This window comes from Dialister sp. i34-0019-2H8 (genome assembly GCF_042846925.1).
In the GTDB taxonomy this organism is placed as follows: domain Bacteria; phylum Bacillota; class Negativicutes; order Veillonellales; family Dialisteraceae; genus Dialister.
This window is the reverse complement of record NZ_BAABYQ010000001.1, coordinates 1,512,254-1,523,812: the sequence shown is the minus strand read 5'-3', so window position 1 is coordinate 1,523,812 and position 11,559 is coordinate 1,512,254. Positions and strand designations below refer to the sequence as shown.

At 50.1% G+C, this 11,559-nt stretch carries 10 protein-coding genes, 2 tRNA genes and 1 other annotated feature; of the genes, 8 read left to right on the top strand and 4 right to left on the bottom strand.

The window, feature by feature from the left end; all coding sequences use genetic code 11:
• Nucleotides 1-223: 223 nt before the first annotated feature.
• Nucleotides 224-595, bottom strand: a complete 372-nt coding sequence (locus ACGG9R_RS06485) for a PAS domain S-box protein (protein ID WP_390152930.1) — start codon at nucleotides 593-595, stop codon at nucleotides 224-226.
• A gap of 449 nt (nucleotides 596-1,044) precedes the next feature.
• Nucleotides 1,045-1,243, top strand: a binding site (T-box leader).
• A 169-nt stretch (nucleotides 1,244-1,412) separates the two neighbouring features.
• On the opposite strand from ACGG9R_RS06485, the gene ACGG9R_RS06480 reads away from it, so the two are divergent.
• The 3 genes from ACGG9R_RS06480 (at nucleotide 1,413) to ACGG9R_RS06470 (ending at nucleotide 4,394) form a co-directional block, all read left to right on the top strand.
• On the top strand, nucleotides 1,413-2,576 hold the full coding sequence (locus tag ACGG9R_RS06480; RefSeq protein WP_390152927.1) for an ABC transporter substrate-binding protein: 1,164 nt from the start codon (nucleotides 1,413-1,415) through the stop codon (nucleotides 2,574-2,576).
• A 274-nt stretch (nucleotides 2,577-2,850) separates the two neighbouring features.
• Nucleotides 2,851-4,224, top strand: a complete 1,374-nt coding sequence (locus ACGG9R_RS06475; protein WP_390152924.1) for a sodium-dependent transporter — start codon at nucleotides 2,851-2,853, stop codon at nucleotides 4,222-4,224.
• A gap of 93 nt (nucleotides 4,225-4,317) precedes the next feature.
• Nucleotides 4,318-4,394, top strand: a tRNA-Val gene (locus ACGG9R_RS06470).
• Between the two features lie 451 nt (nucleotides 4,395-4,845).
• Here ACGG9R_RS06470 and ACGG9R_RS06465 read toward each other — a convergent pair.
• Nucleotides 4,846-5,700 carry an IS3 family transposase gene (locus ACGG9R_RS06465; RefSeq protein WP_287835595.1) on the bottom strand — a complete coding sequence of 285 codons (855 nt, stop codon included), beginning with the start codon at nucleotides 5,698-5,700 and terminating at the stop codon, nucleotides 4,846-4,848.
• 2 nt (nucleotides 5,701-5,702) lie between these two features.
• Nucleotides 5,703-6,053: a hypothetical protein gene (locus ACGG9R_RS06460; protein WP_287835597.1), complete on the bottom strand. Its 351-nt coding sequence runs from the start codon at nucleotides 6,051-6,053 to the stop codon at nucleotides 5,703-5,705.
• A gap of 474 nt (nucleotides 6,054-6,527) precedes the next feature.
• Here ACGG9R_RS06460 and ACGG9R_RS06455 point away from each other — a divergent pair.
• The 3 genes from ACGG9R_RS06455 to ACGG9R_RS06445 all read left to right on the top strand — a co-directional run bounded on the left by ACGG9R_RS06455 (nucleotide 6,528) and on the right by ACGG9R_RS06445 (nucleotide 9,322).
• Nucleotides 6,528-6,604 (top strand) — tRNA-Val (locus tag ACGG9R_RS06455).
• 228 nt (nucleotides 6,605-6,832) lie between these two features.
• Nucleotides 6,833-7,738 (top strand): DMT family transporter, encoded by a 906-nt coding sequence (locus ACGG9R_RS06450; protein ID WP_390152921.1) that lies wholly within the window; start codon nucleotides 6,833-6,835, stop codon nucleotides 7,736-7,738.
• Between the two features lie 93 nt (nucleotides 7,739-7,831).
• Nucleotides 7,832-9,322, top strand: a complete 1,491-nt coding sequence (locus tag ACGG9R_RS06445; protein WP_390152919.1) for a Na+/H+ antiporter NhaC family protein — start codon at nucleotides 7,832-7,834, stop codon at nucleotides 9,320-9,322.
• A 67-nt stretch (nucleotides 9,323-9,389) separates the two neighbouring features.
• Here ACGG9R_RS06445 and ACGG9R_RS06440 read toward each other — a convergent pair whose 3' ends face one another.
• The gene (locus tag ACGG9R_RS06440; protein ID WP_390152916.1) at nucleotides 9,390-10,148 is read right to left on the bottom strand and encodes an SDR family NAD(P)-dependent oxidoreductase; all 759 of its coding nucleotides are present in this window, start codon (nucleotides 10,146-10,148) and stop codon (nucleotides 9,390-9,392) included.
• A gap of 206 nt (nucleotides 10,149-10,354) precedes the next feature.
• Between ACGG9R_RS06440 and ACGG9R_RS06435 the strand changes: the two genes are divergently transcribed.
• Nucleotides 10,355-10,993, top strand: coding sequence for a tetratricopeptide repeat protein (locus ACGG9R_RS06435; RefSeq protein ID WP_390152914.1), 639 nt, complete (start codon nucleotides 10,355-10,357; stop codon nucleotides 10,991-10,993).
• 184 nt (nucleotides 10,994-11,177) lie between these two features.
• Nucleotides 11,178-11,492 (top strand): hypothetical protein, encoded by a 315-nt coding sequence (locus ACGG9R_RS06430; RefSeq protein ID WP_390152912.1) that lies wholly within the window; start codon nucleotides 11,178-11,180, stop codon nucleotides 11,490-11,492.
• The last annotated feature ends 67 nt before the right edge of the window (nucleotides 11,493-11,559 follow it).

Below are 11,559 nucleotides of genomic sequence, written 5' to 3'. Positions count from 1 at the left end.
CGTGCTGCCCCTTGATTGCGGGTGAAAGTTCTACTCTCTAGTTAGGAGTGAGGAATGAGGAGTGAGGAGTGGTGGTGCGGCGCAAAAAATTATGAAGCGCCGCGAAGTATAAAAAGGGCGAAGCCCGCAGATGGTATGTAGTCACCAGTCACTAGTCACTAGGCACTAGGCACTAGGCACTTGAGACTCCTAATCCCTAATCCCTAGCCACCAGTCGCTCTACTTATATCTTATAAAAGTACTCGATAGCGCCCAGCGTCTTTCCATTTTGAAAGAGGGGCTCCGTGTGAACGAGGACAGCGACTCGGTCGCCCTCTTTGTTCCGCAGCCAGACGGCTTTTTCACGGGATAGTCCGTCGAAAATGGTCGCGACGAGCGGACACATGGCATGGCACAGATGGGTGCCGGTCTCATCGATATGATCGAGATGGCTCTCGAAGCAGTGCTTGCCGAGCATGTCTTCCGCTTTGTAGCCGCTGATGCGCTCTGCGCCTTTGCTCCAGTAGAAGATCTTGCGTTCTGTATCGACGCAGTAAACGCCGAAGGGCATCTGGTCAAGAATTTTTACGAAGAGTTCTTCGTGTGTCATATTCATGGGTTGAACCTCGTTTTCCAAAGGGGGAAAGTCAGATTCGCAGAGGGAAAGCCCTGCAGACTTCTTTCAGCTATTTTGTGTACTATTACTATAGTAGTATATAGGAAAAGGAGAGAAAAGGCAAAGAAAATATAGTTGATATGCATGGATTTATGTATTTTTGTAAACTTTACATGTATAGCTGCTTCGTTGTAGTATATGTAATATATACATTACATGTATGTATAGTATACTGGTATGAAGAGCCAAGGATGAGTATTTGATTCAGGAAAGGACAGAAGGCATAGACGTCAGATGAGGGGATGGCATGTCAGTATGTCTGCCACAGATGATAGAAGAATCATATGTATTATAATCCTGCACAGTTTTTTCAACTTTTTCCAAAATCCCTCTTGACAACTCATGAAGCAGGAAGTAAAATAATCACAATTTAAAATCCAATACCCCCAAAGAAAGCTATGAACGAGACAAAAAGTACTTGATCTCTTCTAAAGAGAGCCGATGGATGGTGAGAATCGGCGAAGAGCCTTGTATAATATCCCTCGAGAGCCCTTGTCGTGAACTGAGTAATGACAGGCGTTTCATTCACGTTACGAATAAGACTGCTAAGTACAATGTAGGGTGGTACCGCGAGACTTCGCCCCTATCTTCGAAAGAGGATAGGGGCTTTTTTTACCCGCATTGGCTTGGCATAGAGTGAAATATCGGAGTGGTACCGCGTTCGCGCCTCCGCTGGCAGAAAAGCCGGCGGAGTTTTTTATTTCTTCATACGATCTTTTGGGGTGGAGTAGCTGATTATTGAAAGAGGTAGAAAATTATGCAGAAAAAATGGATCAAAGGAATGGCAGCAGTCATGGCAGCAGCAGCACTGGCAGGTGCATTCGCAGGCTGCGGCGGAGATAAGAAAGCAGCTTCCGGCAGCGCAGATGCCGGCAAAACCGTAAAACTCGGTTTCATCACCGCTTATACCGGTCCTGGTGCGGCTTACGGTGTCGCCATGAAGGAAGGCACGGAACTCGCAGTCGAGGAAATCAACAAGGATCCGAACACTAAGGTCAAGATCGATCTTAAGGTGTATGATACCAAGCTCGTCAAGAATGAAGCCATCAACGCTATGAAGAAGTGTATCGAACAGGATAAAGTCCTCGCTATCGAAGGACCGATGACCACCGGTGAAGCGATGGCTGCCGACCCGATCGCCCAGCAGTCCAAAGTCGCTGTCTTCGGCACCGGTACCACCGGCCCGAAAGTCACTGAAATCGGCGACTATGTATTCCGTAATGCAATCCCGGGCAAAATGAACATCCCGCAGGTGGTAGAAAAAGCACAGAAAAAACTGGGCTTCAAGAAGATCGCTATCATGTACTCCAATAACAATGACCAGATGGTCGGTGAACACCAGTTCTATCTGGATGCCTGCAAGAAGCTCGGTCTCGAAGTCGTTGCAGATGAAACCTTCGCAGATAAAGATACCGACTTCTCCGCTCAGCTGACCAAGATCCAGGCAGCAAACCCGGATGTCATCGCTGTCGCAGGTCTCTATCAGGAAGGCGCTCTCATCGTGAAGAAAGCGCGTGAAATGGGCATGAACCAGTATGTTCTTGCAGGCAACGGCTTCAACAGCCCGGAATACATCAAACAGGCTGGCGAAGCAGCTGACCGCACCGTCGTAGCTACTCCTTGGAACCCGGAAAGAAAGACCGACAAGGCACAGAACTTCCGTAAAGCATATGTGGCTAAATACGGACATGAACCGGATCAGTTCGCCGCTCAGGCATATGATGCGATGTATGTCCTCCATCAGGCAGTTGAACAGTCTGGTACCACCACCGATCGCAAGAAATTCCGCGATACCCTGGCTAAGATCAGCGACTTCGAAGGCGCTACCGGCAAATTTGCATTCGATGAAAACCGTGATCCGAAGATGGACCTCGCAGTCCTCGAAGTCAAGGGTGGCAAGTGGGTACCGCTCGGAGAATAATGGGGGGTCCATTATCCTTTGATGACTCAGCTTGGATGAATGAGCCAACAGGTTCCGTAGTTCCATAGAATCTATTGAACCGGTGTATAGATTGACGGTCAGCCATAAGGCATTCCATATCCGCGTTTTTCAGGACATAGAGTCTTACGGCTGGCCGTTTTCCATTCCGTATAAGTGGAAATCGGATGCATTCTTCTTTCCTTAAGTCACGAGTCACCAGTCAAAAAAATTATTGCATCAGTGTTTCCTCAGCACCCAATAGGAGGGCAATCATATGACAAATCAAAATGGGAATAGCCGCAGTACCTTTTCCGGCAAAATGGGGTATGTGCTGGCTGTCGCAGGCAGCGCTGTCGGCCTCGGGAATATTTGGAGATTCCCGTACCTTGCTGCAGAGTATGGCGGAGGCATCTTCCTCCTGACCTACCTTCTGCTGGCCGTCACCTTCGGCTATACGATGATCGTTTCTGAGACCGCGCTCGGACGTGGTACGAGAAAGAGTCCGGTCGGAGCTTTCCATCATTTCGGGAAGAGCGGCTTCTTTACCGCAGGGGGCTGGATCAATGCCGTCATTCCGATGCTGATCCTGCCGTACTACAGCGTTATCGGCGGCTGGGTCACCCGTTACCTCTTCGAATACCTCGCCGGTGATACGAAACTGCTTGCGACGGATACCTTTTTCGGTGCCTTCGTTTCTGACGGCATGGCGGCTGAATTCTGGTTCATCGTTTTCACCGCCGGCGTCCTTGCCATCATTCTCGCCGGCGTCAAGAATGGTGTCGAACGCGTATCCAAAATCATGATGCCGGTACTCATTGTGCTCGCGATCATGGTGGCCGGCTACTCCGTCACGCTGCCCGGTGCATGGGCAGGCGTCACCTACTTCATGGTGCCCAACCTGGAACATTTTTCCTGGATGACGGTTGTTTCTGCGATGGGGCAGATGTTCTACTCTCTTTCTGTCGCGATGGGGATCCTCTATACATATGGCTCTTACATGAAGAAGGAATTTGATCTGGAGCATGCGACCTTTCAGGTCATCGCTTTCGACTCAGGAATTTCTGTCCTCGCCAGTCTTATGATCATCCCGGCAGTCTTTGCCTTCTCCGGCGGCGATCCGTCAATGCTGAATGCGGGCCCGTCTCTCATGTTCATCACCATCCCGAAAGTCTTTGCCAGCATGGGGCTTGGTACCCTCGTGGGTGTCGTATTCTTTACACTCGTCCTCTTTGCTGCTCTTACCTCAGCGATTTCTCTGGCAGAAACCAGCGTCTCCACCTTCCAGGATGAATGCGGCTGGAGTCGTAATTTCTCGACCTTTGCCGTCTTCATTCTGATGATCGTGCTGGGCTCTCTCTCTTCGCTCGGATTCGGTCCTCTTGCATCCATCACCATCTTTGGTATGGATATTCTCAGTTTCTTTGATTTCCTGACGAATTCCATCATGATGCCGGTCTCGGCCTTTGCGACCTGCGTCCTCATCGTGGTGACTGTCGGCATCAAGTGGATCGAGAACGAAGTGAAGCAGTCTTCAAAATTCCGCTATGAATGTGTCTATGGTCTTTTCGTCCGCTTCCTTGCGCCGATCTGTCTGGCTGTTATTTTCATCTCCTCCCTTGCCAATGTACTGGGATTCATTCATATGTAACAGATGAAACGTGATCCAAAGATCTTCCTCGCTTCTGTGTAAAACGACTATTAACAAATCTCTCATGTGGTGCTATAATACGTAGTATCACATGGGGCTATAGCTCAGTTGGTCAGAGCGCTTCGCTCACATCGAAGAGGTCTCCGGTTCGAACCCAGATAGTCCCACCAAACTACAATTCTACGAATACCCCGCCTTACAGGATTCTGCAAGGCGGGGTATTCGCTTGTATAATGAGTTCTGATTTCTGAGAGATCCCCACGTACAAATAACATGGGATGAGTGCAGAGAAGCATTGTTCGCTTTTTGGAGTCCTGATAGATGGATTTGAAGAAGATCCGTATCTTGTCCACCGTAAGCTCGCCTTGCCGGGAACGATGCTATTAAGTTAAGCGGAAGAACGTTCTTGGCTCCCCATCGGGGGAGCTCCCCGAAGGGGTGAGGGGGCTACGTAGCGGTATTGCATGAAGGTGTTTGAATATTGCACTTGTCAACAAAAATTGGACACGAAACTAAAAAAATTAGGCATAAAAATTGAATACTTGTACAAGATACAGTAAATCTTCCAACATCGTCTCGGGAACCGCCAGACACTTTATGCCAACTACAACTTGAATAAGTTCAGCATTTAGAAATATGGCGTTCTCGGTACTGCTTCGGCGTCAAGTAGCCCAGTGTATAGGCTGGCCTATATTCGTTAAAGAAATGGATGTAATCATCCACCTCTTCCGCGATGGACTTCTCTCCGGTCACGTGCAAGTCCATGAACATCTCGGCCTTAATCCATCCATTGACAGATTCCATTGCAGCGTTATCTGTCGGCGTTCCGGCACGTGACATCGACCGGGTAATGCCGTACATGGGCAGCAGGTCGTTGTAGGCCTTAGATGCGTAGACAGATCCCTGGTCCGTGTGCAGGATCATTTGGTGTTCTGGATGTTGCTCCTTCCATGCAATCAGATCTCTCAGCCCACTGATATAGGTCATGCGGTCGCCACGCTTTGCCGAAAGGGAATAGATGACAATCTCATTGTTCCAGAGATCCATGTAAAGAGTCAGTTCGTAGTAGGCGCCCTTCACATAAAACGCTGTCATATCGCTCACGATGCACTGCATCGGCCCGTCAATCTGCATCTCTGACAGGAGCAGATTTGGGAATATCCGTGCCGGATCTCCAGCCTTCTTGTAGCGGTAATGCTTGGACTTGCTCTTGATTCCCGCAATCTTGCAACACTTATGAGCATAGGGGTCAGACAGGACAATGTTTTTGTCTAGGCGTATCTTGGCATTCAGCCAGCGGTAACCATGCGACGGATACTTCGAGTGGTATTCTTGAAACAGCCTGACATTGCTTGCAAGGTTCTTCTCTCTTTCCGAAGGATGGGAGAGATGCTTCTTCCATGCGTAGAAACTGCTCCGCTGGATGCCCATTGCTTTACATAGGATCTTCACTGGGATTTCTCCTGACAGCTCCATAATCACTTGGTAGTCTTGCTGGCGTATAGAATTACCGTACCATCTCCCTTCACCTCGTATCCTTTTTTTAACCTTGCTTCTGTGATCCTGGCCTTGATCAGCTCCTGGATCAATTCCTCCTTTGTCATAGATTTCAGTTCATCCAGCTCTACCGGCTCTTTCTTGAAAGAGAGTGCGCCGATGGATCTCTGACCGTGTTTGGGCGGCAGCCGATTGACATCCCGATACATTCTCATGTAATTCCGTGCGGTCTGCTCACTAATGCCATATTCTTCCGCGGCTTCATACCGACTTATTTCGCTGTAGTAAATTCGTCGACCGATGTCCAATCTTTGTTCTTTCGTGTACTTCATGGCAAACCTCCTGTCCAGTAAGGGGGACACTCTGTCCAGTGCTTATTTTGCACTGCCTATGCAGTGTACACTGTATGTCTAAAGATTACCCCCTCTGTGTCCAATTTTAGTTTACCACTTCAATATCGATAGCATCGGACTATTCAACATAGCACGCTATACCGCTAGCATGCCCCTATTGCCTTCGGCACTTCCCCCGAAGGGGGAAGCAAGACATTACGTAGCTAACGATTTCCTTAACTTAATAACATTACCCTGCCGGGAACGATGTTCCTGTCATCTTACGGCATGGCGAGCTTCTTATCCTGTAAATGAAGCCGATAGGATCGGCGGCGTCGATCGCCGAAACTGCGATCCATAACAAGATGGCGAGTTGCAGCGTGGATACCGCATCTGTCTAGCCATATGCAAGAAATTGCAAAAAAGCATCTTGCATGTTTCGCTCATATCGTGTATAATACATTCATCTGACATGGGGTTATAGCTCAGCTGGTTAGAGCGCTTCGTTGACATCGAAGAGGTCTTTGGTTCGAATCCAAATAGTCCCACCATGAAAAACCCGCCAATGGCGGGTTTTTGTGTTATATAAAGGAAAGTGACGGGAAATTGCGAGTGACGGTAATCAAGCTGACTCATGCCCGAGATCAGGCCAATGGTGAAAGCAGCGGCTTACGGAAATGTCCCGCTCAATACTTTTCGCGTCTCTTAGTCTCCTTTTCACTTCAAGGACTGACTCTGAAAGCGTATTTTGTTCCTTTTTATAATAACAGGTGACCTCTATGCATCTTATCGCTATTCTTCTCGTTATGACAGCAGGCACCATGTGGGCGGGGTGCGGGCTTGCGGCGCAGGATTTTTTCCAAAAAAGTACACTCGACTCGATGGATCTTACGGTCTTCCGCATGTTTTGTGCGAGCGGCATCATGCTGCTTGTGACTATTGCCAAAGGACAGCTGAAAGACAGCTGGCGGAAGCTGGGGCAACAGCCATCTCTCTGGTGGGGACTGATCTTCTACGGTGTAGTCGGTCTGATGCTGATGCACTATACCTACTTTGCTTCGATCGCCGCCGGCAATGCGGCAGCGGCAACGGTCATCCAATATACCTGTCCGGCGATGGTGATCCTTTGGGTCTCCTTTCAAAAAAGACGGCTGCCGCTGGCAGGGGAGCTCGCGGCCGTCGTACTGGCGATCATCGGAGTCCTCCTTCTGGTGACGGGCGGAGATGTGAGTCGTCTCTCGGTACCTGCAGACTGCGTGTATCTGGGGCTGGCGTCAGCGGTCTTCTTTGCGATCTGCTGTGTATTTCCGAAGCGCTTCATCGGTGTACTGGATAATTCCTTCGTCCTCGCGCTGGGCATGTTCACTGGAGCCGTGGCTTCCTATATCATCAATCCCATGGGGGACTTCTCCGGCTTCTTTGCTCCGGAAGTCCGCTTCGATATTTTCTGGATCGTTGTCCTTGGTACGGCGCTATCTTTTACCTGCTACAATGCAGGCCTTCGGTTCCTTCCGGCCTCACAGGCTTCCGTCACTGCGACCATCGAACCGGCGATCTCTGTCATTGCGTCCTATTTCATCTTTCATACCCATTTCAATTTTGTCCAGGGCTTTGGCATTCTGCTCGTTCTCCTTGCTATTGCAGCGCCGGGTATTTTTGAAAATGAAAAGACGGCAGGAGAGTGATCAGCTTGGTGTACAAATAGGGGTATTTAGAGTATAATAAACAAAATATTACATTGCAGCGAGGTGCTGCTTTTAGAAGAGAGGAATGAGTGAATGAGTGAAACCATCTGGTCACTGCTGCCACCAGTCGTGACAATTATCCTGGCATTGGCGACGAAGGAAGTCTACATGTCGCTGGCCATTGGCATTTTCATGGGTGCCTTCATGTTCACCGGCTTCAGCGTACTTGGGGCTATTGATACGATGTTCAAGATCATGTCGGACAAGGTCGGGGGCAATGTGTACATCCTGGTCTTTCTGGTGCTGCTTGGTATCATGGTAGCAGCCATTCAGAAATCAGGGGCTTCGCAGGCATATGGAGACTATGCAGCGCGCACGATCAAGGGTAAAAAGAGCGCACTCTTTGTCACCATGGTGCTCGGTGTTTTGATTTTTATTGATGACTATTTTAACTGTCTGACAGTCGGTACGGTCATGCGTCCGGTCACAGACCGCTTTAAGATCACCCGTGCGAAGCTCGCCTACATCATCGATGCGACAGCAGCACCGGTCTGCATCATCGCGCCGGTGTCTTCCTGGGCGGCGGCAGTTACATCTTCTTTGCCGGAGGGAAGTGAGATCGATGGATTCGCTCTTTTCCTTTCGACCATTCCGCTGAATCTCTATGCATGGCTGACGGTCATTTTCATGCTGGTCCTTATCTGGTCGGGAAAGGATTTTTCCCGCATGGCTGGTTTTGAAAGGAAGAGCGGCGGCACGCTGGTGATTCCGGAAGAGTATGCAGATGACGAATCGAGTGCGCCGGTGGGAAATGGCCGCATCATCGACCTTGTACTCCCGCTCTTCGTCCTGATTTGCGGCTGTATCTTCGGTATGCTTTACACAGGCGGTATTCTGGAAGGCAAAGGCGTCGCGGATGCTTTTGCAAACTGTGAGTCCGCACGAGGCCTTGTCATCGGTTCTTTCATTGCGCTTGTATTCACCTTTGTCCTGTATATTCCAAGAAAGGTGCTTTCCTTTGGTACGTTCTGTTCCTGCTTTGGTGAAGGCTTCAAGCAGATGACGTCGGCCATCATGATCCTGACGCTCGCATGGACGCTCTCTGGTGTCGTTGGTAAGGAATACCTGAATATCGGCGGCTATGTAGGAAATGTGGTCAGCGATAATGCATCGGTGGCTATCATGCTCCCGGCACTCTTCTTCCTGGTGGCTATCGGTCTTGCTTTTGCTACCGGTACCTCTTGGGGGACCTTCGGCATCCTGATCCCGATCGTGCTGGCTGTCGTGAATAATGACCAGAATCTCATGGTCATGACGGTCGCTGCGGTGCTGGCTGGCTCTGTCGGCGGCGATCATATTTCTCCGATCTCCGATACGACGATCCTGGCTTCGGCGGGCGCGCAGTGTCACCATATCGACCATGTCTCGACCCAGATTCCCTATGTCATGGTGGTCGCTTCGAGCTGCGTCGTCGGTTACCTGGTAGATGGATTCACAGGGAATGGTCTGGCAGGCGGCGTGGTGGCGCTGGTCATGATGCTTGCTATCCAGCTCTTTTTCCTGAAATTCCGCTCGAATGTATAAATGAAAATGGAAAATCCTCACTTCGAAAGAAGTGAGGATTTTTTTAGTGAAATCAGATCTCCGGTCGCTATTTCTTGCTGACAAGGAAGCCTGTCCCCTGCTGGGCAGCCATGATGACGACGTCGCTGATCTGGACTCGCTTCGGACGGCTGACAACGAAGGCGATGACATCCGCGATGTCCTCTGCCTGCAGCGCATCAATGCCTGCATAGACAGAAGCGGCACGTTTCGTATCGCCGTGGAAACGGACTTCGCTGAATGGTGTCTCCACAAGACCCGGCTGGATGGTGGTGATTTTTACATCGCTTGCCATGACATCGATGCGAAGGCCATCGCTGAAGGTTTTGACAGCGGCCTTTGTCGCGCAGTAGACTGCCGCACCGGCATAGGCATAAAGACCAGCCGTGGAGCCGAGGTTTACGACGTGACCTTTATTTTCTTTTACCATTGCAGGAAGGAAGGCGCGGGTGACGAGGAAGAGGCCCTTGATATTTGTATCGATCATTTCCATCGTATCTTCCGGGGCTGTGTCCTGATAGGGCTCGAGGCCTCTGGCAAGACCTGCGTCATTCACGAGCACATCCGGCGCACCGAAGGTATCGAGTACTTGGGAGGTGACTTCCTTGATGGCCTCGCGGTCTTGTACGTCCAGTGCGTAGGTCGTGACTTTCACGCCGCTTTCTTTCTCGATGTCCGTTTTCACGTTCGCGAGTTTTTCTGTATTTCTGGCAGCGAGTACCAAGTCGTAGTGAGAGGCTGCCAGCGCTTTGGCAGTGGCAAGGCCGATGCCGCTCGTGGCACCTGTGATAAATGCGTATGGATTCATAAGAAAACCTCCTTGAAAATAATGGGTTCAGTGTTTCCCTAGAAATGAAGGTGGCGGCTTCGCCGCGAATACATAGGAGGCGATGCCCGAAGGTAGCATTCAAGTCAACAGTCATCAGTTACTCGAAGCTACTCATCTCTAATCCCTTCTGCTATAATGATTATACAATGTCACGAGCAGAAATCCCATCAGAAAGGGGAATCATCATGAAAATTTACGCGCTCTTGCTCGCTTCGCTTCTGGCCGTGGGCCTTTCTGGCTGCGGCGCAGAGATGAAACCAGCGGCTTCCTCGGCACCCGCCGCTTCCTCGCAGTCTGTGTCCGTGAAGGCGATCCATGAGATCGCGCCGGCTTCAGAAAAGGTTTTCCAAGAGGCGTCTACTCTCTACGCCAAAGGGCAGAATCGGGAGGCACTTCTCACTTGTGACAAGGCGTTGGAAATCGATCGGGAGAATTACAAAGCGCTTTCTCTGAAGGGGCTCATACTGGCACTCGATGTTTCGCCGGAGCAGGGGATCGGACAGGTTTTGAAGGCGCTCAAAATCAATCCTGATTATACGCAGGCTTTTTATGATATGGCGATGGCGCAGAAGCTTGCCAAGCATTATGATGAATCGATCTCCTACTTTCGGAAGGTGCTGGCTGTCGATCCAAAGAATACGTGGTCTCTCTATGGGATCGCGACGAACTATGCGGATAAAAAGGATAAGGCAAATGCGCTCTCATATCTGCAAAAAGCGATGACGATCGATCCAGAGCATGTCCGCCCTGAGGCGCTCAGTCAGGATCACTTTGAATGGCTCCGCGGGGATGCGGATTTCCAAAAGGTAGTAGGAGGGAAATGACCCGGCAAACACGGATCACACCTTAGTCAGATTTACTTTTGGCTTACCATGGCAATGCATTGTTGAACGCGTACAGCAAGCTGTTTAAAGAAGACTAAGAAGATCCATGGGCGAGCCGTCCAAGGGGCGATCCGGCATCTTTTTGCGATATGCCAATAATAAATATGAACAAAGGAGTCCCTTTATGAAAGGTATGAAGTACGCGATCATGTGCTCGGCACTGTCGCTTGTCTTTTATTATCACGATCTGATGATCGGTGGCGGTTTCTGGGGCTATATGGCCGGCATCATCTATCTTTTCACCTATCGCGCGCACAGTACGCTCCTTGTGATCGGATGCATCGCGACGGCGATTCTGACCGTCATGTATTTTCCGTGGGAGTTTACCCTGAAGGGCTATCTGCAGGTCGGCGTCGCCTGGTCGATGACGATCATCGGGCTCACTGCGGTGCTGACGGTGGTCTCTCTGCTGCATAAGGTCGTGGGGAAGAAGGAGTGACTGGTGACTAGGCGATTAGAAGACTAGAAGACTAGAAGACTAGAAGACTAGAAGACATCAGACTCCT

Excerpts from the sequence above, each read along its gene's own strand:
- ACGG9R_RS06485 (WP_390152930.1), bottom strand. The coding sequence starts at position 595 with ATGAATATGACACACGAAGAACTCTTCGTAAAAATTCTTGACCAGATG.
- ACGG9R_RS06480 (WP_390152927.1), top strand. The coding sequence starts at position 1,413 with ATGCAGAAAAAATGGATCAAAGGAATGGCAGCAGTCATGGCAGCAGCA.
- ACGG9R_RS06475 (WP_390152924.1), top strand. The coding sequence starts at position 2,851 with ATGACAAATCAAAATGGGAATAGCCGCAGTACCTTTTCCGGCAAAATG.
- ACGG9R_RS06465 (WP_287835595.1), bottom strand. The coding sequence starts at position 5,700 with ATGGAGCTGTCAGGAGAAATCCCAGTGAAGATCCTATGTAAAGCAATG.
- ACGG9R_RS06460 (WP_287835597.1), bottom strand. The coding sequence starts at position 6,053 with ATGAAGTACACGAAAGAACAAAGATTGGACATCGGTCGACGAATTTAC.
- ACGG9R_RS06450 (WP_390152921.1), top strand. The coding sequence starts at position 6,833 with ATGCATCTTATCGCTATTCTTCTCGTTATGACAGCAGGCACCATGTGG.
- ACGG9R_RS06445 (WP_390152919.1), top strand. The coding sequence starts at position 7,832 with ATGAGTGAAACCATCTGGTCACTGCTGCCACCAGTCGTGACAATTATC.
- ACGG9R_RS06440 (WP_390152916.1), bottom strand. The coding sequence starts at position 10,148 with ATGAATCCATACGCATTTATCACAGGTGCCACGAGCGGCATCGGCCTT.
- ACGG9R_RS06435 (WP_390152914.1), top strand. The coding sequence starts at position 10,355 with ATGAAAATTTACGCGCTCTTGCTCGCTTCGCTTCTGGCCGTGGGCCTT.
- ACGG9R_RS06430 (WP_390152912.1), top strand. The coding sequence starts at position 11,178 with ATGAAAGGTATGAAGTACGCGATCATGTGCTCGGCACTGTCGCTTGTC.